The organism is Aquiflexum gelatinilyticum, from assembly GCF_024813435.1.
GTDB classification, from domain to species: domain Bacteria; phylum Bacteroidota; class Bacteroidia; order Cytophagales; family Cyclobacteriaceae; genus Cognataquiflexum; species Cognataquiflexum gelatinilyticum.
This window is the reverse complement of record NZ_JANAEZ010000008.1, coordinates 36,484-60,718: the sequence shown is the minus strand read 5'-3', so window position 1 is coordinate 60,718 and position 24,235 is coordinate 36,484. Positions and strand designations below refer to the sequence as shown.

At 38.9% G+C, this 24,235-nt stretch carries 20 protein-coding genes; 13 read left to right on the top strand and 7 right to left on the bottom strand.

Annotated elements, in window-relative coordinates; genetic code table 11:
* Window positions 1–165: 165 nt before the first annotated feature.
* Entirely contained in the window at window positions 166–1,980 is a 1,815-nt protein-coding gene (locus NK987_RS16520) for a tetratricopeptide repeat protein (protein ID WP_259264751.1), read from the bottom strand.
* Between the two features lie 441 nt (window positions 1,981–2,421).
* Between NK987_RS16520 and NK987_RS16515 the strand changes: the two genes are divergently transcribed.
* Window positions 2,422–2,691 carry a hypothetical protein gene (locus NK987_RS16515; protein WP_258423799.1) on the top strand — a complete coding sequence of 90 codons (270 nt, stop codon included), beginning with the start codon at window positions 2,422–2,424 and terminating at the stop codon, window positions 2,689–2,691.
* A 142-nt stretch (window positions 2,692–2,833) separates the two neighbouring features.
* Here NK987_RS16515 and sucD read toward each other — a convergent pair whose 3' ends face one another.
* Window positions 2,834–3,715, bottom strand: a complete 882-nt coding sequence (gene sucD, locus NK987_RS16510) for a succinate--CoA ligase subunit alpha (RefSeq protein WP_258423798.1) — start codon at window positions 3,713–3,715, stop codon at window positions 2,834–2,836.
* A 128-nt stretch (window positions 3,716–3,843) separates the two neighbouring features.
* Here sucD and NK987_RS16505 point away from each other — a divergent pair, with 128 nt between their 5' ends.
* From NK987_RS16505 to NK987_RS16485, 5 genes are read left to right on the top strand one after another with little or no spacing between them, the layout of a single operon-like run.
* Window positions 3,844–7,284, top strand: coding sequence for a sensor histidine kinase (locus NK987_RS16505; RefSeq protein ID WP_259264750.1), 3,441 nt, complete (start codon window positions 3,844–3,846; stop codon window positions 7,282–7,284).
* A 51-nt stretch (window positions 7,285–7,335) separates the two neighbouring features.
* Window positions 7,336–8,514: a hybrid sensor histidine kinase/response regulator gene (locus tag NK987_RS16500; protein WP_258423882.1), complete on the top strand. Its 1,179-nt coding sequence runs from the start codon at window positions 7,336–7,338 to the stop codon at window positions 8,512–8,514.
* On the top strand, window positions 8,514–9,149 hold the full coding sequence (locus NK987_RS16495) for an ABC transporter ATP-binding protein (RefSeq protein ID WP_259264749.1): 636 nt from the start codon (window positions 8,514–8,516) through the stop codon (window positions 9,147–9,149). The genes NK987_RS16500 and NK987_RS16495 overlap by 1 nt, the downstream gene beginning before the upstream one ends.
* On the top strand, window positions 9,146–10,369 hold the full coding sequence (locus tag NK987_RS16490) for an ABC transporter permease (RefSeq protein ID WP_259264748.1): 1,224 nt from the start codon (window positions 9,146–9,148) through the stop codon (window positions 10,367–10,369). Before NK987_RS16495 ends, NK987_RS16490 begins: the two co-directional genes overlap by 4 nt.
* A gap of 48 nt (window positions 10,370–10,417) precedes the next feature.
* Window positions 10,418–10,855 carry a hypothetical protein gene (locus NK987_RS16485; RefSeq protein ID WP_259264747.1) on the top strand — a complete coding sequence of 146 codons (438 nt, stop codon included), beginning with the start codon at window positions 10,418–10,420 and terminating at the stop codon, window positions 10,853–10,855.
* A 70-nt stretch (window positions 10,856–10,925) separates the two neighbouring features.
* Here the strand turns inward: NK987_RS16485 and NK987_RS16480 are convergent, their stop codons facing one another.
* Window positions 10,926–11,750 (bottom strand): aminotransferase class IV, encoded by an 825-nt coding sequence (locus NK987_RS16480; protein WP_259264746.1) that lies wholly within the window; start codon window positions 11,748–11,750, stop codon window positions 10,926–10,928.
* A gap of 287 nt (window positions 11,751–12,037) precedes the next feature.
* Between NK987_RS16480 and NK987_RS16475 the strand changes: the two genes are divergently transcribed.
* Entirely contained in the window at window positions 12,038–12,463 is a 426-nt protein-coding gene (locus tag NK987_RS16475; protein ID WP_259264745.1) for a hypothetical protein, read from the top strand.
* On the opposite strand, the gene NK987_RS16470 is transcribed toward NK987_RS16475, so the two are convergent.
* The 3 genes from NK987_RS16470 to NK987_RS16460 are packed head-to-tail and all read right to left on the bottom strand — an operon-like array spanning window position 12,464 to window position 14,127.
* Window positions 12,464–12,904, bottom strand: a complete 441-nt coding sequence (locus NK987_RS16470) for a c-type cytochrome (protein WP_259264744.1) — start codon at window positions 12,902–12,904, stop codon at window positions 12,464–12,466.
* 2 nt (window positions 12,905–12,906) lie between these two features.
* Window positions 12,907–13,566, bottom strand: a complete 660-nt coding sequence (locus NK987_RS16465; protein ID WP_259264743.1) for an SCO family protein — start codon at window positions 13,564–13,566, stop codon at window positions 12,907–12,909.
* Window positions 13,567–13,578: 12 nt separating this feature from the next.
* Window positions 13,579–14,127 carry a CopD family protein gene (locus tag NK987_RS16460; protein WP_259264742.1) on the bottom strand — a complete coding sequence of 183 codons (549 nt, stop codon included), beginning with the start codon at window positions 14,125–14,127 and terminating at the stop codon, window positions 13,579–13,581.
* A 50-nt stretch (window positions 14,128–14,177) separates the two neighbouring features.
* Here NK987_RS16460 and NK987_RS16455 point away from each other — a divergent pair, with 50 nt between their 5' ends.
* The 3 genes from NK987_RS16455 to NK987_RS16445 are packed head-to-tail and all read left to right on the top strand — an operon-like array spanning window position 14,178 to window position 16,408.
* Complete coding sequence (locus NK987_RS16455; protein ID WP_259264741.1) at window positions 14,178–14,582, top strand: hypothetical protein; 405 nt, start codon at window positions 14,178–14,180, stop codon at window positions 14,580–14,582.
* Between the two features lie 45 nt (window positions 14,583–14,627).
* Complete coding sequence (gene meaB / locus NK987_RS16450; protein WP_259264740.1) at window positions 14,628–15,632, top strand: methylmalonyl Co-A mutase-associated GTPase MeaB; 1,005 nt, start codon at window positions 14,628–14,630, stop codon at window positions 15,630–15,632.
* Window positions 15,629–16,408, top strand: coding sequence for a DUF3298 and DUF4163 domain-containing protein (locus tag NK987_RS16445; RefSeq protein ID WP_259264739.1), 780 nt, complete (start codon window positions 15,629–15,631; stop codon window positions 16,406–16,408). The genes meaB and NK987_RS16445 overlap by 4 nt, the downstream gene beginning before the upstream one ends.
* A 52-nt stretch (window positions 16,409–16,460) precedes the next feature.
* Here NK987_RS16445 and dnaA read toward each other — a convergent pair whose 3' ends face one another.
* Window positions 16,461–17,882, bottom strand: coding sequence for a chromosomal replication initiator protein DnaA (gene dnaA, locus NK987_RS16440; protein WP_258423786.1), 1,422 nt, complete (start codon window positions 17,880–17,882; stop codon window positions 16,461–16,463).
* Window positions 17,883–18,372: 490 nt separating this feature from the next.
* Between dnaA and NK987_RS16435 the strand changes: the two genes are divergently transcribed.
* From NK987_RS16435 to NK987_RS16425, 3 genes are all read left to right on the top strand, one after another.
* Complete coding sequence (locus NK987_RS16435) at window positions 18,373–19,794, top strand: methylmalonyl-CoA mutase family protein (RefSeq protein ID WP_259264738.1); 1,422 nt, start codon at window positions 18,373–18,375, stop codon at window positions 19,792–19,794.
* Window positions 19,791–21,914: a methylmalonyl-CoA mutase gene (gene scpA / locus NK987_RS16430; RefSeq protein WP_259264737.1), complete on the top strand. Its 2,124-nt coding sequence runs from the start codon at window positions 19,791–19,793 to the stop codon at window positions 21,912–21,914. Before NK987_RS16435 ends, scpA begins: the two co-directional genes overlap by 4 nt.
* Before the next feature lie 152 nt (window positions 21,915–22,066).
* Window positions 22,067–24,232, top strand: a complete 2,166-nt coding sequence (locus NK987_RS16425; RefSeq protein ID WP_258423783.1) for a cation:proton antiporter — start codon at window positions 22,067–22,069, stop codon at window positions 24,230–24,232.
* The last annotated feature ends 3 nt before the right edge of the window (window positions 24,233–24,235 follow it).

Sequence of the window (24,235 nt, the reverse complement as noted above, 5' to 3'; positions counted from 1 at the left end):
ACAAAGTTTTTGGGACGACAAAATACTGACAAGTGTATGTGAAAAGCTTAAATGCACCGGACAAAGACCGGACAGTAAAAAATGTAAAAAATTAATAATCAATAACTTATAAGTAAATAAACTTGTCTTAACAACGCCTCATTGTCTTATGAGCTTGCAAAGGGATCAGATAGCCGAAATGTATTCGTCGAGATTGGTATCAGAACTGAATTGAAGTCGCTGCCTCAGGCGTTGCCGTGTTTTATGAACACTATCCACTGAGATACCTAGCATGGCAGCCATTTGTTTGCTGGTCAATTGGATGCGTGTAAGAGCGGCCATCCGCTGTTCGGCAACGGTTATTTCAGGTGCGGTTTTTTTGAGTTTCTGGAAAAAGGAAGGATAAATTTTATCGAAAAGTGATTTGAATTTCAACCAGTCATCTTCCGTTAGTATGGTTTGCTGACTTAATGCAGCAATAATCATTTGGTGTTCGGAGCTTGCGTTCTTGCCATTTACCTGCTCTTCAAGCTTTTCAATTAGGTTGGTTTTCTCAATGATATGGGAGGTAAAGCTGTTAATTTGTTCTTTTGCTGATTGTATTTCCTGCTCCATCAGCATTTTTTCGCTTTCTGCTTTTTCGAGCGCCAGCTTGTTTTTCAATCTGCCCCTGTTTACGATCATTAATACAAAAAGACCCAAAGCAACAATTGCAGCAATTATTGTATTTCTAATGAATAACTGTCTTTCTTTTTCTTTATTTATTTTTTGAATCTTGTAACGGCTTTCCTCGCTGTTTAATCTTGCTTTAGAAATAGCAAGGCTGCTTGTAGCCACTTCTTTTTCCAGAGAATCATTTAGTAAAATATAGCGGTCGCTGTAATAAAATGCACTATCATAGTTGCCCAATTCCCGATGTATTTGTTTGAGGGTATAATAGGTATCACGCCGGTATTGTCCATTGGGCCAAAGTCTTAGTAGCCGAAGGGCTTCCTTTGCTTCGGCTAAAGCCGCAAGCTTATTTCCCCTGGCCAGATTTGCCTTGGCCATCCATTGAGATGCATTGGCAGCTTCGTTTAAAGCACTATCGAGCATACTATATTGGTATTCGGTTTGGAATAAGGCCCAAGCTGTATCAAAGTTAGCCTGTACATAGAGGATTCTACCAATATTGCCCAAAACCCTTCCTTCTAACCCTTTATCTTTATTATCTTTTGCTATTAGAAGTGCCTGATTCAGGTAGCTAATTGCAGAATCGTATTCGTTTTTTTTGGAAAAGCTGGAGCCAATCGTATTGAAAGCCCTAACCTTGAATTTATAGGGGGCATCATATTCGTTTTCATAATTGAGTATTTTCCAGGCAGCGATTCCTTTTTTGCCATAGTGAATCGATTCGTCATATTCCTTTACCTGAAGCAGCAATTCTCCCAGCTCAGTATATACAGGTGGCTCAAGGGGATAGTTTATCTTTTCAAAAAGATCCACTCCGTTTTTGGAGTACATCACCGCCCAGGCTATTTCTCCAAAATGAAGCATTCGGCGTGCGGAATAAAAGTTTACCCAACCTATCTTTCCTTCATTTTCAGTATGATATGCAGCTTCAAGAGCATCGGCGTACAGTTTCATCAACTGTTCTTTGATAGGTATTAATGCTTCTGCCCTACGATCCTTATACTTGTCATATCCGGCAAATTTATCATAAATGACCTCTGCTTTGGCCATACAAAAATGGGTTTTGAAATAATGTCCCTTTGCCTCGGGGGAATTTTCAAGGGAATCCAAAAACTGAATTGCCCGAAGACTATCCACTTCAACCAATTGATCGATCAAACTTCCCAGGTAGTTAACTTCTTCATCCATATTGGTTTTATTTAATTCCACTGCCCACTTATCGGGGTCAAGTCCCAGTTTTTCGGGTTCTTGGGCCAATACAGGAGAGAAAAATCTTGTGAAGAGTAAAATAAAAAAACAGATTTGGGCGAAAGGGTTTCTCAGCATCATAAGGACTCCAAAAATAATAAAGAATTCAAAACGGGGTGTAAAGTTTTTAATCTGGTTTGTAGGAAAACCATTTGAAGATACTTTGGTTTTTTGACCCGATTAATGCTACTATTAAATCATTGGCATTTTAACCTAAAAATTGGAAAAAAAGAGTTTTAAGATTGATAAATTTAAAAATTGATAAAGTTTTAATGTTATAAAGTTGGTTCGTCAAACACAAAATTGAAATTTGGCCAAATGGCAAGTTTTATCAGAGGCACTTGTATTTAATATCTACCTTACTTTTTTATCTAAGTCTTAATTCAGGTAGACTTTTACCATAAGATGCTCCCAAAGTCTCCTGTCTCCTGTCTCAAATCTTAAGTCTCAATTAAAACAAAAACCATTTAAAATATGACTTAGGAATGGTTATTGTATGATTTATTGAAAAAATCAAATAAAATGGATAACAGAGAGAAATTAGTAAAAATGGATAGGGCTTTGATGTTGATGGAAGATCTCAAAAACAGTCAAATCGCCATGGTAGAAAAGGCCTCTCAACTTCAGGTAGATGCCATGCAGTTTAATTTTGGCGAAATGGAAAAAAACATAGGGGAATTGTTTTCCCGTTATAATGAATCTTTAGATATGGTCAATTCAGAAATTGAAAGATTTCAAACGAAAAGAGATCAGTTCGAGAAAAAACATCATTTGGATATCGTTGAAGAATAACCAATTCGCGATAAGTTTTTTGGATCAGTTTCCAATTAAAATTGAAAGCAAAAAAACCGCTCTGAAATCAATCAGAACGGTTTTTTTTAATATCCAAATATCCAATATCAATAAATATTAGGTTTCAAGATCAATGTATTGATTATGCTGTAACTCCCAAAACCTTCGCCATCACAGCGCCGATTTCAGCAGGAGATTCAGCAACATGTATTCCGTTTTCAGCCATAATGCGCATTTTGGCTATTGCAGTATCGTCAGCACCACCGATGATGGCACCTGCGTGCCCCATTCTACGACCCGGAGGCGCAGTCTGACCAGCAATAAATCCTACAACAGGCTTTTTATTTCCGTTTTCTCTAATCCATCTTGCAGCATCGGCTTCGTAATTTCCGCCGATTTCTCCTATCATCACGATGGCATCAGTCTCAGGGTCTTCCATTAACAGTTGTACAGCATCTTTAGTAGAAGTTCCGATGATCGGATCTCCTCCGATACCGATGGCCGTGGATACACCGAGGCCTGCTTTGGCGATTTGATCCGCAGCCTCGTAGGTCAAAGTTCCCGATTTGGATACAATCCCAATTCTTCCTTTTTTGAATACAAAGCCCGGCATGATGCCGACTTTGGCTTCTCCCGGAGTGATGACACCCGGACAGTTAGGTCCTATAAGCGTCGCACCTCTTTCCTTGATATATGGTTTGGCTCGCATCATGTCTGCCACAGGAATCCCCTCGGTGATGGTGATGATTACTTTGATGCCTGCGTCAGCAGCTTCCATGATGGCGTCAGCAGCGAATGCCGGTGGTACAAAAATGATGGATGTATTTGCTCCTGTCTTTTGGACAGCTTCTTCCACCGAGTTAAAAACCGGTCTTTCCAAGTGGCTTGTGCCGCCTTTTCCTGGAGTGACTCCGCCAACTACGTTGGTTCCGTATTCGATCATTTGCTGTGCGTGAAAAGAACCTTCCGAGCCGGTAAAGCCCTGCACAATAATTTTGGAATCTTTATTGACTAAAACACTCATGATTCGATTTTTATAGTTTGCACAAAAATAGACGATTCAGCCCGACCACAAAAAGAAAAAGGAAACAATATCCAATTAATTTACACTATCCGTATCTTTTTCTAATTTAGACGGCGTACGTGACCCCTATGAAAAAAGCGCTGCTCTTTATTTTCTTTGTTTTGATTTCGAAAATGGGGATTTCCCAAACCTTCCAATTCAACAATCAGATCAAAGGTGTCGATTTACCATCTGATATTATCTATCAGGTGATCCAGGACAATGAAGGTCTGATGTGGTTTAATACTTCGTTGGGAGTTTTTTATTCTGATGGTTTTTTTACTTATCCGATTCCGGTTGAAATTCAGGATCAGCTGAGTTTTGAAGTCAGGATATTTAAAGATGAAGAAAATAGGATTTGGATTAGTAACCTGGTTAATAAACCAAAAGCTTTTTTTTATAAAAATGGATTGTGGGAGGAGTTTGATTTCAATGAAAACCTTTCTGATACCGATACCCAAAACCATTTACTTTTCCTTCCAAAAAAAACTGAGGAAGGATGGGTATACCTGTTATTTACAGATAAAAAGTTGTTTTCAAAGGGTGAAAATGACAAAATATGGAATTCTCAGGATTTTGATTTTAGTGTTTCAGGGTTGTATAAATCAGATCTTTTGACAAAAGAGGGGTTACTAATTTTATTCAGATACAAGTCTTTTATTTTTCAGGGAGGTCGGTTGCTGCCATTTTCTTTTAAAGGGGAGAACTTACCTGCCTTGGTTCAGCACGTAGCCTATGACGAGGTAAGAAATGGATATTATTTTCTTGGGCTGGATTTTTTGGCATTTGGCAAGTCCTTCGATTCTCCGGAGACAATATTGAGACAAAATTTTGAAAGGGACATATTTAGCGTAGTGGATTTCAGTCATCTTCAGGTTTACAAAGGAAGGGTCTATTTTAACTATAATTCACAGCTTTACAAGTATGATCCTATTCTTGACAAAAGCCTTGAAATTGACTCTTATAACATTCTCAAAGCCTATTTTATTTATAGTTTTCTTGTTGACAGAGAGGGGATAAAATGGATAGCTTCCAATCGTGGTTTGGCCAATATCAATTCCCTGAGGTTTATCAACTACAGTTCAAAAACATTGTTGGATGATGAGGTCACCGCGATTATAAAATTAGATTCTGCCAAGTATTTGATGGGGTACAATAATGGGTTGCAAATTTGGAAGGGGAATGAAAAAGTCCAGACAATTTATGGAGACCAAAGATTGGTCGGTCACCCAAAGTTCAGGATAACAAATTTTGATAGGGACAAAAATGGTATTGTTTGGGTATCATCCAACTTAAAAGGGTTGGGTAGATTCGATCCAAAGACTTCAAAAATAGAATTTGAACAGAGTCCGGATCAAGCATTTGTCACATCAGTTAGGGTTGTAGGGGACAGCCTTTATATTGCAGCAAGGGAGAATCTGTATATTTCTTCCATCACAGATAGAAAATCCAGTCTTTTCAAAAGGAATATCACCAAGGAAGTTTTGAAGAAACTTGATCAATCTCAGATTTTTATCAGGAAGACTGGAAAACTGAAAGATGGAAGGGTAATTTTCATGCAGGGGAGTAATACAACTTTCTCTGAAGGATTGAAAGAAAAAGAAAACTTCGTATCCGCTGTCGGGTTTGATTTTCTTGAAGAGGAAAATGGCTGCCTGATTCTTGCTACTGAGAATGGCCTCAAACACTATTGTAATGGTAAACTTGATTATTTTCATGTAGACGATGGTATCATTACCAGGCCGGTTTATGCTTTACTTAAAGATTCAGATGGTTTTTTGTGGGTAGGTACTGATAAAGGTGTTTTTCGGATCAAGGATGGAAAGTCTAATCATTATAATGAAATAAGTGGGCTCTCAGGTTTGGAAGCAAATAGAGGAGCACTCATAGAAGGAGACAATAAGCGGGTTTGGATTGGTACAAGCAAAGGGCTTTCTTTATTTATACCTGAAGAAAATGCTGAAAGCATCACTACTCCTTTGGTAAAGATTGTTTCCATCAATGTTATCGGATCAGATAGTAGAAATATTGACCTGAATAATATTCCTTTTGGCAACAACAACATTGAAATCATCTTCAGAGCAGTTACATTTCTTCAGCCAAACAATCTTGTCATAAGATACAAACTTGAAGGGATTCAGGATGATTGGATAGAAATAACAAATCCAAGGGATAATTTTTTGATATTTAATAACCTACCCTCCGGAAAGTATAGGCTGTTGCTGCAGGCAGGGATTGACGGTGATTTTTTTTCTCAGGTGGAGGTTTCGGAGGAATTCAGAATTTTAAAGCCTGTTTATCTTCAGGCTTGGTTTGTGGTTCTGATACTATTTGTTTTTCTCCTAATCGGCTTTCTTTTCAATACTTTACTCAATTCATTCAGAAAGCAGGGATTGCTGAAAAAAACCATTGATGAAAAAACCAGGGAGGTTTTTAATACTGAAGACCAATTTAGAAATGTATGGAACAGTTCAAAAGATGGATTATTGCTTTCCACTGATGAAGGAAAAATAATTGCTGTCAATCCAAGTCTTTCCAAACTGGTTTCTTTACCGGAAGAAGTTCTTGAGGAGGGTTATTTATCAGATATCTTTTCTGATCCTGAATATTATAAGAGTAAAAAAAGCATCATCCAAGAAGGTATTAGTAGGGAAGAGGGCAAGGGTATTACTTTAGAGGTCAAAATGCCCTTGAAGGGTGGTTCCAAAGAAATTGAACTTTATGTAGCGAGATTAAAGTCTGATTTCGCAGGTGATCCTTTGATTTTGACAATATTCAGGGACATTACCGAAAAAAAGGCATATGAAAAGGGACTCCAAATCGCTAAAGAAAAAGCCGAGGAGGCAAATAAGCTCAAATCCAACTTCCTGTCCAATATCAGCCACGAGATCAGAACTCCGCTCAATGGTATTTTGGGTAGTACCGAAAATATCATCCTGCAGCGTCAAAATGATTCTAATTTGATTTCCCAACTTGAAATCATTCAAGAATCGGGCGAAAGGTTATTGAGTACCATCAACAGTATCCTCGACCTTTCTCGGATTGAAGCAAAAAAACTGGAAGTCCTCTACAAAGATTCCAATATCAACGATTTATTGGCTACAATACTTTTGCCCTTGAAAGGTCTTGCGGTGAGAAAGGGGCTACTCTTATCAGTGAAATATGAAACCCAACCTTTGAAGGGCTTGATAGACCAAAGATACTTTGAGATGATTATCAATAACCTGGTAGGTAATGCCATCAAATATTCTGAAAAAGGCATGATTACTGTGAGATTAAAGGGGATTGAAGATAAGATTGAGCTCACTGTTACCGATCAGGGAATCGGTATGAGCGAGGATTTTCAGAAGATTTTGTTCAATCCCTTTGAGCAGGAAAGTAAAGGAAACAGTAGGATATATGAAGGAACCGGGTTGGGACTTGCGATTACCAAAAATCTCGTTGATATCTTAGGGGGAAGTATTGCCATCAAAAGTGTCAAAGAACACGGGACAAAGGTTGTGGTAATACTCCCTTTAGGTAAAAAATGATTTTTGGAAATGATATAAACTTGTAATTTGCATGCTCATTTAACAGCACACATGTTTCCACTTCGGATATTAATCACAGAGGATGACCACGTTTCAGCGCTATTGCTAAAAAAAGCACTGGAAAAAAACAACCACGAGATCATCGGTATTTCGGATTCCGGTGAAAAGGCCCTCGAAATCCTCGAACACAATCAGGCAGACATTGTCATGATGGACATCAACCTCGCAGGGGAGTTGGATGGAATCAAGACCACCGAGATCATCAATGAAAAATATGATATTCCTGTTGTGTACCTCAGTGCAAGTTCTGATGCCGAGACGCTTACCAAAGTAGTCGGAACCAACCCGAGTGCTTATGTCATCAAGCCTTTCAATATCCGAGAACTGAATATGGTGATTGAATTGGCCATATTTAAGGACAGGAAAGAAAAGGAACTTCAAAAGCTCAACAATGAGTTGGAAGAAAAAGTCCGACAACGTACCAAAGACCTTGCCGAAGCCAATAAAGAATTGACCCGGGCTTTGGAGAAAGAAAGGGAAATCGGTGAACTCAAGTCCCGAATCGTATTGAACGTTTCCCATGGATTCAAAACCCCCCTTACTTCAATTCTGAGTTCTGCCCAATTGCTACAGCAGTATGCAGAAAGAGAACATCCATTTAAAGCAAAAATCCAAAAGCACGCCACCAAGATCGAGAACTCAGTAAGGAGCCTCAACAGTCTGTTGACCTCTGTCCTTTTCTTTGGGAAGGCCGATGCAAATAAGATCGACTTCAGACCCAAGAAAATGTTTGTTGCGGCACTTTTCAATGAAATATTGGATGTCGTCAAAGCAGGTTCTGAGCATGATGTTAAAATCAATGTGAAGCTTGAAAATCTTCCAAAAACAATCTTCTCCGATTCTGACTTATTATATCAGATCTTTGAAAACTTGCTTTCCAACGCTGTAAAATATTCGAAAGACGGTCAGGAAGTTGATTTTACAGTTTGGCTGGAAAACGGAAGCCTTAAAGCTACTGTCAAGGACAAAGGAATAGGAATACCTGAAAAAGAGCATGATCAGCTTTATGATCGGTTTTTCAGAGCAAAAAATGTAGGGATAATCGAAGGCTCCGGTCTTGGTCTGTCCATTGTGAAGAAAAGTATCGAAGTATTGAACGGAGACATCACATTTGAAAGTGCACAAGGAAAAGGAACGACCTTCAACATCAGTATACCCATCCAGGAATAATGATTTTAAGAGCGAATAACATCGAGTTTTATTACGATCCAAAGCAAAAATTTCAGATTCCTGATATCAATCTTGATTCAGGAGAACAAATGTTGATTCTTGGTAAATCCGGTAGCGGAAAGACTACCATTCTCAATATCATAGCAGGGCTGCTCAAGCCAAAGTCTGGAAAAGTAGAAATAGGCGGTACTGATATATATACATTAAAAGGTTCTCAATTTGATAAATTCAGAGGTAAGAACATTGGGATTATATTTCAAAAACCCCACATCCTTGCACCTCTAACGGTGGAAGAAAACCTTCAGCTTGCCAATTTTTTTGCAAAGGAAAACACCTATTTGATAGAACCCTTGCTCAAAGAACTTGGAATTTGGGATAAAAGAAAATCTAAAATAAACACACTGAGCGAAGGAGAGGCACAACGTGTATCGATCGCCCGAGCTTTGGTCAACAAACCCAAGTTGATCCTTGCTGATGAACCCACAGCCAGTCTAGATGATCAAAATGCCGCTGGTGTGGTTAGGTTACTACAGGAACAGGCAAAAAAATATGAAGCTGCCTTGATCATCGTTACACATGATCAACGCGTCAAGGACCATATTTCCAACCAAATAATCATAGGAGGCCAATTATGAATATGATTAAATTGAGTTGGAAATACCTGATCGCCAAACCTCTGAGTACAGGTTTAAATATCCTGTTATTGGCTTTGGGATTGGCAATTATCACAGTTTTGATTTTGATCCAAGATCAGTTCGAAAACAAAATGACCAAAGATGCGGAAGGAATTGACCTTGTCGTCGGTGCAAAAGGAAGCCCGCTTCAGTTGATCCTTTCGAGTGTATACCATATCGATTTTCCGACAGGCAATATTGATCTGAAAGACGCGATGGCACTTTCCAAAAACAGATTGGTAAAAAATATCATCCCTCTAGGACTTGGTGACAATTATCAGGGATATAGAATCGTCGGAACCAACCATGATTATTTAGACCTGTATACTGCTAAATTTTCTCAGGGGAAAGCTTGGGAAAAGCCCTTCGAAGTGGTTTTAGGCAAAGAGGTTGCTGAAAAAATCGGATTGAAGACAGGGGATACTTTTATAGGTTCGCACGGAATCGGAAGCAGCAGCCATGAGCATGATGCACATCCTTATGTGATTACGGGGGTTTTAGCTCCCATGGGAAATGTCTTGGATAAACTCATCCTTACCAGTATCGAATCTGTATGGTATACCCATGATGAGGAACATGACCATGCTACGCATGAAGCACCTGTTGCCAAGAAAGGATTTCCTGTCACTGACCAAGATAGGGAGGTAACTTCTCTTTTGATCCAATACCGAAATCCCATCGCCGCAGTACAACTACCAAGATTTATCAATAGCAAAAGCGCCCTTCAGGCTGCCTCACCATCATTCGAGATTTCCCGATTGTTTGAGTTATTGGGTATTGGGGTGAAACTTATTCAGGGATTGGCGATTGTGATCATAGTCATAGCCGGTTTAGGGATATTTATCGCCTTGTTCAATTCATTGAAAGAAAGGAAATATGACCTTGCAGTGATGCGTACTTTGGGTGCTTCGAGTTGGCAACTTTTTCTTCATATAGTTTTGGAAGGAGTGATTTTGACCATCCTTGGAGCGGTGGTCGGCATAGCAATAGGGCACCTTTTCTTAGTCATTCTCGTTATGCAAAATGATCAGGGAGCCATCAGCACTTTAAGTGCCGCGGTTTTCCTTAAAGAAGAGCTATGGATACTTGCTTATGCAGTAATTGTAGGAATTCTTGCCTCTCTTATCCCTGCTTGGAACGCTTATCAAACAGATATTGCCAAACAACTGACCAAAGCATAGATTTGTAATTCAGATAATTGCAACAAAAAAATTAAATAAAAAATTAACATGATATTGAAGAGAACCGTATTCATAATAATGCTTACTTTGGCAGCAGCCCTTGCTAATGGACAAAGTTCGACCGTTTGGAAAGATTTGGCACAAGTAACATATAAAATTGGTCAGGATGAATTCGGGGAGTTATACATTCCTGTATTTGGTCCAAGTATTAAAAGTATGGAAGGCAAAGTCGTCGAAGCAGATGGATACATCATACCTTTTGAAGGGATGTTTAAACCCGAACATATCATTTTGTCTTCTTTGCCATTGGCTGAATGTTTTTTTTGTGGATCCGGTGGTCCTGAAACAGTTATGGAAGTGATGTTGAAATCACCCATAAAATACACTTCAAAAAGAGTGAAGGTAAGGGGCAAACTCACTTTGAATGACAAAGACCCTGAAAAGTTGATGTATATTCTCAAAGAAGCAGAGTTGCTTGCAAACTGAGAAGGTCAGAAACCAAAAAAAATGTCAGAGATTATCTCTGACATTTTTTTTTAAGGTTTTCTCTCAGAATTTAGACCAAGGCACTCTTTTTTTCCATAGCCGAAAATGCTGCCATGAGTTCAATTGTTTTTGGACCGGGTTTCCCATCTTTGATTTTTAGGTCATCAATCATGGTGACCGGTAGTATTTTTTTAGTCGTAGCAGTCATGAAAACTTCGTCAGCATCAATCAGTTCATCAAAACTGATGGGCCTGATTTCGATGTTTCTGTCAAGTTCCAGGATTCTTTTTCTAGTGATGCCGTGAAGTATATTTTGGTCTGGGGTAGCGATTTTGTCATCTTTTATCACGAAAATATTGGATCGTGAGCTCTCCGAAATGTATCCGTTGTGATGATAGATGACATCTTCCGCACCTGCCTTTTTCCAATCTGCGCTGTGCCATACCGGAAATGCATAATTGGTGGTCTTGACATCTGCAATCGCCCGGACATGGTCTGCAGACAGCAATTTGACGCCGTTCTCATATTTGTAAGGAGCAGGAAAATCCAGGTCCTCACAAAAAATGAAAAGCGAACCTGCTGTCGGAGAAAAATGATTGTCAGAAACCCCGCCTGTGAGCAGCATCCTGATTCCCCCTTGTTCCAAATCATTTTTTTGGATCAGATCATGGATTACCTGCGCCAATTCTTCCTTTGAAAATGAAAGGTGGAGATGGGTTTTTTTAGCTGATCTGATAAACCTGTCAAGGTAATCTGTCAAAAAGAGAGGCGTATAGCCAGAAGTTCTAAAAAAATCAAAAATCCCATATCCTCGGATCAATCCAATATCCATTGGATGGATAGAAGCATTTTTGGAGTCAATAATACGATCATTCGAAAAACAAAACTGTTTCATAAAATCAAGATATTTGTCTAGGTAAAATTCAAGGCCAGATGGCCTTCAAGGATTTGACCAAAAATACAAATTCCTGACGGATAAAATCAGGTTGACGATGTCTCTTTGAATATTTTCATTTGCCTAACCGGCATTATGTTAAAGCTTGGTATTTATTATTTCTTGCGAAATTTTAATGAATTGAATAATCATATATAAAATTTGAAAATTTATAAAAAAAAGAAATAAATTAAAATTAATTTCTTTTTATAATTAAATTATATTTTCTTTGCTCGAAATTTGTACTTATGACCCCAAATTATGTAAGATTTTTGATAGCGATGTTTTTCTTTCTATCAGCTTGCGCACCGGATAAAAAAGAATCCAACGAAAAGCTGAAGAAGGAAGTCATTGCCATTCATGATGAGGTAATGCCCAAAATGGATGAATTAAAAAAACTCAAAAAAGAAATCACACAAAAATCAAATGACCTTGCAGCCAACGGTTCCGGAACTCCGGAGGAAATAGGAAGACTCAATTCAATTGCTGCTGACCTTGACGATTCTTTTGAGGAAATGTTTGTATGGATGAGACAGTTCAAATCCTCCTATGAAGAATTGACACAAGAGGAAATTGAGGTGTATCTGCAGGACCAAAAAATCAAAGTACAGGAAGTCAATGACCATATCAAAACTTCTATTGCAGCAGCAAATAAAGAATTGGGGTATAATTGATCAGTTTTTTAAGTAACCTTCTACCATTTGCGCATTTATAACCCCTGCCTCGCTTCCCCATATATTGTATAAGTAGGTCATGATATGGGCGATTTCAATATTGGTAAGCTTGGGGTTTGCAGGCATTTCCTGATTGTACAAGATCCCATTTACCATAATTTCACCATTTTGACCGTGTTTGATGATTTTTGCCGTTCTTGGGATGTCTTCCAAAAAATAATCTGATTGGTAAATTGGAGGAATAAGTTTTCCCAATCCGGTACCGTTTTTTTGGTGGCAATTGGCGCAGTTGGCTTCATAAAGGGCTTTTCCTTCAATGGCATATTGCAGCACTTTGGTATCAGAAATAGATGCAAGGGTATTTTCAGGATTGGAAGATTTTGGCTTGCAGGAGTTTAGAGATATGAAAGCAAAGACAATGACTAGGAATGCGTTTTTCATTTTTATTTCTGAAGCAATTTTGGAATGTCATTCATCAGTCTGTCTACCTGATCTTCCTTGGTCCCGTCATAGACACCCCTGATATGACCTTTTTGATCAACCAAGATAAATGCCCCTGAATGAAGATATCCCCCAAGTTCGTTTTGATCAGCCATTGCAGTAGTCATATAACTTGTCTGTCCGATTTCAAAAATTTTCTCTTGATCGCCGGTCAGAAAATGCCATGTTTTATCATCCTCTACTCCGATTTTGGCGGCAAAATCCTTTAATAATTCGGGAGTATCGTGCGTTGGATCTAAGGTATGACTCAGGATAAGAAAATCAGGTTGGTCTTTGAATCTTTCATAAACCCGCAGCATTTGGGTTTTCATTATTGGACAAATCGTGGGACAGCTGGTGAAGAAAAAGTCCGCGACATACACTTTTCCTTCTACTGAGAGGTTATTAATCTCCTTGCCTTCCTGATTGGTAAAAGAGAAATCCGCAATTTTATGGTAAACTGTATCCTGAACAATCTTTCCTTCCATCTCAAACTCTTGGACATGCCTGTTGCCAAGAATCGGTAAAGGAAGATTGGCTTCTGAAGTGGTTTTTGGTGAACAGTTCCAAAGAAGCAAACCGATGCAGATGAGAAAAATTTTATTTAAAGATGACTTATTCATAATTCTTGAATTTTAATTTTTGGGCTGTTTTTTTTCGCGGACTTTTTTGTACCATTTGATCCCAAGCATCATGGTAATGCTCAATATAAGCAAACCTCCTATTCCCCAAACTATGCTGATAAGACTTTTGAGTACGATCAGGAACACAATCGCGAAAAGCAAAACAGTTGCTATTTCATTCCACATCCTTAATTGTGTGGAGGACCATTTTGTTTTGCCACCTTGTAAATCTTTGTAAATCTTATGGCAAATGAAATGGTAAATATATAGCACCAAAACGAAGCCAAGTTTGGCCTGCATAAAACCTGATTGGATATATCCCCATCGGAAATAAAAAACCCAAAATCCAAAAAACAGAGTCAGGATTGCCGAAGGCCAGGTGATGATATACCAAAGCCTGTTTGCCATCAGGTTCAATTGTGGAGCAAGGATCCGCCTTTCTTCCTCCGGTTTTTCCAGAGCCTCAGTCTGATAGATAAAAAGCCTGACAATATAAAACAGGCCTGCAAACCACGTAGTTACAAAAATGATATGTAATGCCTTGATGTATTCAAATGCCATCTTGAAATTTTTCCTCTAAATTAAAGCTTAATTTCTAAAAACCGCTAAATATGGCCTCGCGAAAGTTATTTTATGGATTATTGCTTGCAGTAGCTGTCTTGGTTGTTTGGATTATGGTTGACAGTCTTTCACAGCCTGGGATCGGCGACTTACAAGGTGAATTTTCCGAAGTGGCTTTTTACAGGAATGAAAACAATACAGGTCCTATCATCAGGATTTTTGCTGTACATTCTCCGGATTCTTTATGGGAAGAAATGGAAAAGTACGGCAATTATATGCCCCATACCAAATACGGAAATACCAAAGTCTTTTTCTTCAAAGACCTTGACAAAATTCCTGCAGAACTTTTTCCCGAATCCCCTTATTTTGAACAGAATTTGGCGCCAAATTGCATAGCATATTATGAAAAGACTGCGATGGGGCAGGTCCGGTTTATCAAGTATCCTTTCAAATAATTCCTTTAACTTTAAGCGTTTTATCTTTTAAACGAGCATTCAGTTTTGGCCAAAAACCGACTTTCAGTATCCGAATATATCCAAGGGGTTCTTCAATCAGACAGGGTTGTACTTAGCAGGGCGATAACCTTAGTGGAAAGCGCTTTGGATTCTGACCAATTGATAGCCGAAAAGGTAATGGAAGGGATTTTGCCGTATTCGGGGAATTCTATCAGGATAGGTATCAGCGGAGTTCCCGGTGTAGGGAAAAGTACTTTCATTGAAAGTTTTGGAAAAATTTTGGTTGAAAAGGGACATAAAGTTGCAGTTTTGGCGGTAGACCCAAGCAGTCAGCAATCGCATGGCAGTATTTTGGGTGACAAAACAAGGATGGAAAATCTTGCTTCTGACAAGAGGGCTTACATCCGCCCTTCTCCTGCCGGAAGTACTTTGGGAGGAGTAAGTGCAAGGACGAGAGAGGGAATGTTGCTTTGTGAAGCTGCCGGATTTGATGTAATCCTGATAGAAACTGTAGGGGTAGGTCAATCAGAAACCGTCGTCAAAGGAATGGTGGACTTTTTTTTATTGCTGATGTTGGCAGGTGCAGGCGACGAACTTCAGGGGATTAAAAAAGGAATAGTCGAAATCTGTGATGCCATGGTGATCAATAAAGCTGACGGATCTAATCAGGAAGCTGCAAAAAATGCCCGAAGAGAATATGCCAATGCCTTGCATCTTTTTCCTGCCAAAGAAAACGGGTGGATTCCTCCGGTAAAAACCTGCTCTTCAATTTACCAAACAGGCCTTGAGGAAATTTGGGAAATGGTAGTAACCTATAAAGAAAAAATGCTTGCAAACGGATATTGGGAGCATAACAGGTCGGGACAAAGGATAAACTGGCTCCATGAAAATATTCGCTATCTCTTTGAGCAACGCTTTTTCCAAAACGAAAAAGTCAAAAACCGATTGGATCAAATCCTGCCTGAAATTCGGTTGGGCACGCTATCAGTAATGGCCAAAGCGAAGGAATTGGTCGATATTTTTACCGGTCAAATTAAGGATACAAAATGATGAATTTCCAAAAAGTAAAATATTCAGGACTTGGGTTGTTCCTTTTTTTAAGTTTCTTTTTCTCCTCCTGCCAAATAGGGAAAAAGGAGTTGGATTCTTTAAGGTTCGAACCAAAAGTTTTTGAAAAGGATTCTTGCCTTCGAAGTGAATGTGCCCGAATCAGTCTGGTATATCCTTATTTTGAAGGAGCAGGAGAGTCTTCTGATTTTCTGAATGTTCATGTTGAACAACAGATGGTTATGTTTTTGAATATTGGGGAAAGCCAAGAAATCGTACCCTTGGATTCGGCGGTTTCTTCATTTTTCCATTCATATTTGGAATTTAAAAATGAATTTGATTCTCCTCAGGAATGGGAAATCACTTTAGATGCGAAGGTTGCCCTTCAAAGCCAAAAAATGATCTGCATTGCATTCGATACTTTTTCATATACAGGTGGGGCCCATCCCAATACCTACCGTCTGTATTTGAACTTTGATTTGGAAAATAATTCACCCTTGAAAAATGAAGATTTGGTTTTGGATAAAGCCAATCTTTTGAAGTTGGCGGAATCCAAATTCAAAAAATACCATGATGTGGACGAGCTTACCGCATTATCTGAGGATAACAGGTTTTTTCTTAAAAATGAAAAGGAATTCTTTCTTCCAGCCGCGATGGGGTTTGAGGACGAAGAATTCATTTTATACTATAATCCATACGAAATAGGTCCATATGTGATGGGTTCAACAGAACTTAGATTTACAAAGGAGGAAGTTAAAGGATTGGTCAGAATTCCCTGAAATTAGAAAATCAAAACCTGATTGTTGATCAAATTTTTTTACAAGTAAAAAATCAATACGACCTCATCTTAAACTTTTTCTTCAGATCATTGACCGAATTTCTAAAAGCCGTATCTGTTTCCATCAAATCGTTCACAGTCTGAACGGCATGAATGACAGTACTGTGGTCACGTCCGCCAAAATGATATCCGATGGATTTCAGGGAATGGTTGGTAAATTCTTTTGCAAAATACATTGCCACCTGACGGGCTGTAACTATTTCCTTTTTTCGGGTTTTTGCTTTGAGGTCGTCGATTTTGATATCAAAGTAATCAGAAACCGTCTTTTGGATAAAATCTATCCCGACTTCTGTTTCAATATCTTTGACGATATTTTTCATAATTGTTTTTGCCAAGGCAAGGTCGATTTCCACCCTGTTGAGAGAGGCATGGGCCAATAGTGAAATCATTACACCCTCAAGTTCTCTTACATTGGTATCCACAGTATAAGCAAGGTATTCTATCACGTCATCAGGAATATAGATTCCTTCAGATTGCATTTTCCTTTTGATGATAGCCACTCTGGTTTCAAAATCAGGCATTTGCAAATCTGCTGTCAATCCCCACTTGAATCTGGAAAGCAGTCTTTCTTCCAAACCCTTCAAATCCTTTGGAGGACAATCAGAAGTCATGATGATCTGCTTTTTGTTTTGGTGGAGGTGATTGAAAATATGGAAAAACATCTCCTGTGTCCTGTCTTTTCCTGCCAAAAACTGGATATCATCAATAATCAGCACATCTACCTGCATATAAAAATTGGTGAAGCTTTTTACATTCCCATCTTTGATGGAATCCATAAACTGGTTCACGAATTTTTCTGAAGAAACATATAAGACAAATTTTTCTTCTGGTCCGTTTTTGATTTCGTTACCGATGGCCTGTACCAAGTGGGTTTTTCCCAAACCAACTCCACCATATACCATGAGTGGATTGAATGAGGTTACACCTGGTTTGGTGGCTACAGCAAAACCCGCAGACCTTGCCAATCGGTTACAATCACCTTCTATGTATGTATTGAAAGTATAATTCGGATTGAGGTTTGATTGCAGCAAGGTATCGCTATTAAGCGACTGCATGTCAAAAGGACTCTTATTTTCTGTTGGTAAAGGAGGTTTTTTTGTCGGAGAATTGGAATTTCCCTGAGGAAAATTAACCATGTAAGGTTGATTCTGGGAATTCCCTCTATCCACGACCACAGCATATTCCAACCTTCCATTATTGCCTAAAGTGGATTTGATGGCAAGTTTCAAGACATTTACATAGTTGTCTTCCAACCATTCGTAAAAAAACTGACTTGGGACTTGTATGGTTAGTGTTCCTCCTTCTAATCTGACGGGATTGATGGGTTTAAACCAAGTAGAAAAACTCTGTTCATTGACGTGTTGTTCTATCACACGCAGGCATTCATTCCAAACTGCATTTGCCTCTGAACTCATTTATTTTTTAATAAACTACTGATAGTGTTTTGAGAAAACCTTCCCCTTTTTTGAAGGGCTTCAAAATTGCGGAAAATATATTTAAATAAAAAATCCAAAAGGCCTTGACTTTTGAATAAATAAGCAAACTTTTTTCAGTATTTCCCTTTTGTTTTTTTCCTTTCAAACCAATTTTTGATTCAGGTCTTTATCTGATAATCTAAAGAAAATTGCGACGTTTTATATCAACCGTGTATAAGGTAGTTTCTTAGGCTTTTTCCTTCAAAAAAACAATTTCACCAGACCTCAAATAAGGTATTCATATTGAGTTTCATCAGATATTTGTTGATCGTCAATGCAATTTTCGGTACTGCTTTTGAATTCCAAGCAATTAATGGGTTTTGAAAGTTGTTAGCCCTATTTTTACTTTGAAAAAACAAGATCATCTGCTTCGGAAAATGCTGTTTTGCTTTTATTTCGTAAGTTTTTGGTCGAATCAATAAACCCAAATATGGAAATTAATTTATTTGAAGACTTTCCCGGAAAATCCAAAGAGGATTGGATAAATCAGATCATCAAGGATTTAAAAGGAAAAGATTTTGAAAAGACACTGACCTCAGTCACAGAGGATGGGATTAAAATCAACCCCATTTATACCAAAGAGGATAATGCCAGTCTTGAAGCGCTAAAATATTACCGAAATAGGGTCAATATGGAGTCTTCTATTCCCGGCTTATCGCCCAGAATTTGGTCCAATGTTTCATCTTTTGATGGATGCAATGAAAAAGCCACAAACCAAGAGGTCCTAGAGGCCCTGGTCAACGGTGCGGATGCGCTGATGTTACAATTGTCGGGTGAAGAGGATTTTGATGTGTTGCTCCAAGGAGTCAAACCTCAATACATCCAGATTTTTTTATGTTCAAAGGAAGATCCTGTCAAGGTTTTCAGGCAATTCATACAATGGGTCGGCCGGAATAATTTGGAAAAGGAATCCATTCATGGAGGCCTGATTTGGGAAGGATTTGCGGTTGCTTTGACTAAAAAGAAAAATAAAGAGGAAATTATTGAAATAGCAAAAACGCTTCTTCATTTAGGTGAAGAATTTGTTTGGTTTAAACTTTTTTCGATTGATTCGGCTGTCTATCATAATTCTGGGGCAAGCCCTGTTCAGGAATTGGCCTTTGGCCTTTCTGCATGGATAGATTTGATAGATGCGATGGTTGGGGAGGGTTTTTATCCACTTGAAATTATTCAAAAGTCAATGTTTAACCTTGCTGTCGGATCAGACTATTTTCTGGAGATGGCCAAGATTAAAGCAGCAAGGATATTGATGCACAAGCTGATTCAGCTTTATCAGGTAGATTTGCCTGCGGAAAACCTATTCGTATTTGTGCAGACCAGTTTTTGGACCAAGACCTTATTGGACGCAGATACCAATATGCTTAGAAATACAACCGAGGCGATGGCAGGGATCCTTGGAGGGGCCAATGCACTTTATGTGCTCCCTCATGAAATTATTGCAGGAAACCCCGGTTCCTTGTCCAGAAGGATGGCAAGAAATATTTCTAATATTTTGAAGGAAGAAAGTTATTTGGATAGGATTTTGGATCCTGTCTCAGGGTCTTATTTTATTGAAAATATGGTGATTTCGATTTTTGAAAAAGTCAAAGAAGCTTTGGAAAGGATAGAAGATAGGGGAGGTTGGTGGATTTGCTATGAGGAAAATATTATCCAATATGAAATCAAAGAAAAGAGAAGAAAAAAAATGAATGACCTTCTGGAAGGAGAAAAAACAAAGGTCGGAATCAATAAATATGTTAATGCTAAAGAAGATCTTCCTTTGAATGGTTTTGTTTTTGAAGAAAAAGAATGGGAATTATCTCCTTGTTTTGAAAGTATGTTGGTCGAAAACTCCCTAATCCAAAAGCCATGAGACCAGATATTAGTCAATTGAATTTTAAGCCTTTTAGAGATAAGGAAAGTGTGTGCTCTTCGCAGGTTTGGGAAACAGCAGAGAAAATAAGCGTACCGGCAGTCATCTCTGAAAAGCAAGTAAGGGACTTCACGCATACCGATTTTATAGCGGGGATTCCTCCATTCCTTCGCGGGCCCTATAGCACCATGTATGTGATGCGCCCATGGACAATCAGACAATATGCGGGATTTTCCACAGCGGAGGAGTCCAATGCCTTTTATCGCAGCAATCTTGCAGGAGGACAAAAGGGACTTTCTGTAGCTTTTGACCTTGCTACGCACCGTGGATACGATTCAGACCATCCAAGGGTAGTAGGAGATGTTGGCAAAGCCGGCGTAGCTATTGATTCTGTTTTGGATATGAAAATTCTTTTTGATGGAATTCCTTTGGATAAAATGTCCGTCTCCATGACCATGAACGGCGCGGTTATCCCAATTCTTGCTTTCTATATCATTGCGGCGGAGGAGCAGGGGGTAAGTCCCGAGCAACTCAGCGGTACGATTCAAAATGATATTTTGAAAGAGTTTATGGTGCGGAATACCTACATCTATCCTCCTTTGCCTTCAATGAGGATTATTGCTGATATTTTTGAATATACTTCCCGGCATATGCCCAAATTCAATTCAATTTCCATTTCGGGCTACCATATGCAGGAAGCAGGTGCTACGGCTGAGTTGGAATTGGCCTATACCCTTGCAGATGGGTTGGAATATTTGAGAACAGGCGTTGCAGCAGGTTTGGACATAGATGATTTTGCACCACGGTTGTCATTTTTCTGGGCCATTGGAATGAACCATTTTATGGAAATAGCCAAAATGCGCGCTGCCCGGATGCTTTGGTCCAAAATAGTCCAGCAGTTTAATCCTAAAGACGCCAAATCACTTGCTTTAAGAACACATTGTCAGACTTCAGGATGGTCTCTTACAGCACAGGATGTTTTCAACAATGTCACGAGGACAACAGTCGAGGCATTGGCCGCAGCACTTGGTCATACCCAATCATTACATACCAATTCATTTGACGAAGCAATCGCTTTGCCCACTGATTATTCTGCAAGGATTGCGAGGAATACCCAACTTTACCTTCAGGAAGAAACCGGCATTACCAAAGTGGTCGATCCGTGGGGAGGTTCCCATTATTTGGAATACCTGACTGATCAATTGGTTAAGAAAGCATGGGAATTGATAGAAGAAGTAGAAGGCCTTGGCGGAATGGCCAAAGCCATTGAAGCGGGAATTCCTAAAATGAGAATCGAGGAAGCTGCCGCCCGCAAACAGGCAAGGATAGACAGTGGCAAAGATGTGATTGTTGGTGTCAACAGGTATCAAAATGATGATAAAGAAGAATTTGAAATCCGTGAAGTGGACAATGATGCTGTCAGAATCTCCCAGATAGAGAGGCTAGTTAAATTGAAAAAGGAAAGAAACAATGTCGAAGTTGGCATCGCACTGGAATCAATAAGCCACGCTGCCAAAACAGGAGAAGGTAATTTATTGGCCTTGGCGGTGGAGGCAGCCAGAAAAAGAGCTACTTTAGGTGAAATATCCGATGCCATGGAAAAGGAATTTGGAAGACATAGAGCCACAGTAAAATCAATATCCGGGGTTTATTCTGCAGAGGCGAAAAATGATACCTCCTTCCAAGAAGCCAAAGAATTAGCAGACAGATTTGCTTCAACAGAAGGGCGAAGACCAAGAATAATGGTTGCCAAGATGGGTCAGGACGGACATGACAGAGGTGCCAAAATCATTGCTACAGGATTTGCCGATCTTGGATTTGACGTGGATATAGGACCACTTTTCCAAACTCCCGAAGAAGTAGCCATGCAGGCGGTTGAAAATGATGTACATATAGTAGGCGCTTCATCTTTGGCGGCAGGCCATAAGACACTAGTGCCAGCTTTGATTTCGGAATTAAAAAGATTGGGCAGGGGAGATATCATGGTCATTGCCGGAGGGGTAATTCCCCCTAATGATTATGATTTTCTTCAAAATGCAGGTGTTTCAGCTGTTTTTGGTCCGGGGACTGTCCTTTCCAAAGCGGCTATAGAAATACTGAAAAAATTAATGGAAGAGTAATATGAATTGATTGTTCAAGATAAATTTTCATTCCAATTTTTGCCGTTCAAAAGGACTGATTTATTTTCAGTCCTTTTGAATTATATCAAAATCTAAAAAGATTTTTTGAATGGATTTTTGTTTAAATTCATGCCTATTTTAAATGGAGCAATATGATTTTTGGTTCAGAATTGAGTTTTAAACTTCCCTTGGAAAACCCGGTTTTGATTTTTTCCATTATTCTTTTCATTATTCTTTTTGCACCTATATTGCTCAATAAAATAAAAATCCCGCAATTGATAGGGTTGATCCTTGCAGGTGCCGCCATTGGACCAAATGGCATAAACATGTTGGAACGTGACAGCAGTTTAGTCTTATTTGGTACTGTTGGATTGCTATATATCATGTTCTTGGCCGGATTGGAAATTGATCTTGGAGACTTTAAGAAAAACAGCGGCAAAAGCATGGTTTTTGGTATGTATACCTTTATTATACCCATGGTTTTGGGGACTGCCACAGGGATTTATATCCTCAATTTCAGTATTCCGACATCAATTCTTTTAGCAAGTATGTTCGCTTCGCATACGCTGATAGCCTACCCGATAATCAGCAAGTTGGGAGTAATCAAAAACAAAGCTGTGAGTGTCGCGGTAGGTGGAACTTTGATTACTGATACGCTTGCCTTGTTGGTATTGGCGGTAGTGGTCGGGATGTCTACCGGAGAGGTGACCGGAGGCTTTTGGTTAAAACTTGGGTTCTCCATTCTTATTTTTACAGGAATCATTATTTTCTTGTTTCCTTTGCTCGGAAGGTGGTTTTTCAAGAAGAATGACGATAATATTTCACAGTATATATTTGTCTTGGCTTTGGTTTTTTTGGGAGCTTTTCTGGCAGAGGCTGCCGGGATTGAAGCGATCATCGGTGCTTTTTTGGTTGGATTGGCATTGAATAGGCTGGTGCCTCATACCTCACCTTTGATGAACAGGATAGAGTTTGTAGGAAATGCTTTGTTTATCCCTTTTTTCCTTATCGGAGTAGGGATGCTCATAGATTTCAAGGTTCTTTTCATGGATAAGGAAACCATATTGGTGGCAATTGTTATGACAGTTGTGGCGACGCTTTCTAAATTTTTAGCTGCCTATTTTACCCAAAAAACCTTCAGATTTTCCGCAGCTCAGCGGGATGTGATTTTCGGATTGAGCAATGCCCAGGCAGCAGCTACATTGGCAGCTGTTTTGGTAGGTTACAAGGTTATTGTTGGACAGACAGAATCAGGTGAACCTATCAGGTTGCTCAATGAAAGTGTCTTGAACGGTACAATTTTGATGATTTTGGTGACTTGTACCATTGCATCACTAGTAGCTCAAAAAGGTGCAGCCAAGCTTGCGTTGGAAGAAGGAGACGAGGAAAGTGATTCTGATAAAGACAAAGAGCCTGAAGAAAGAATTTTGATTCCTGTCAATTATCCTGAAAACATTGAGGAATTGATCCATCTTGGGGTGACCGTCAAATCTAAATCTTCAAAAAATTCCCTGTATGCACTCAATATTGTTCCATCAGACTCAGGTGATGAAAGTAAGGAAAAATATGCCAAAAAATTATTGGGAAAAGCAAGTGTAAGTGCAGCGGCTACAGACCATAAATTGACTGAGTTGATTAGATATGATTCCAATTTGGTCAATGGCATCACGAATGTGGTCAAAGAAAATAAAGTTACAGATATCATTCTTGGGCTACACAAACAACAAGGGATATCAGATACCTTTTTGGGCAAGTTGACTGAAGGCATTTTGAGCAAATGCAATATCACGGCTTTTATTTATCAAAGTCATCAGCCTCTAAATACAGTAAGTAGGTATATCATTACAGTGCCTGCCAATGCCGAAAAGGAAATGGGATTTCTTTTTTGGTTACTTAGAGTATGGAATATCGGCAGAAATACTGGATGTAAATTGGTTTTTTATGGGGCAGAAGAAACTTTGAAATTTATCAAACAGGTTCAGCAAAGATTCAGTATAGAAGCGGGATTTGTTGAATTTTCAGATTGGGAGGATTTTTTGATTATATCCAGGGATTTGAAAGAAAATGACGCCCTCATTGTTGTCCTTAGTAGAAAAAACGGCGTTTCTTTCGATCCAATAATGGACAAAATACCGAATTACCTAAACAAATATTTCAATAAAAATAATTACATACTGATTTTTCCGATGCAATATGATGTGGAGCAAAATGGAAGACACAATTATTTGGGTACATCAATTTTTAACCTAAATACTTCCGGAACTCAGGATTTTACAGCTTTTTCAAATCTTGTGTCAAAACTTTTCAAGAAAAAATAAAAA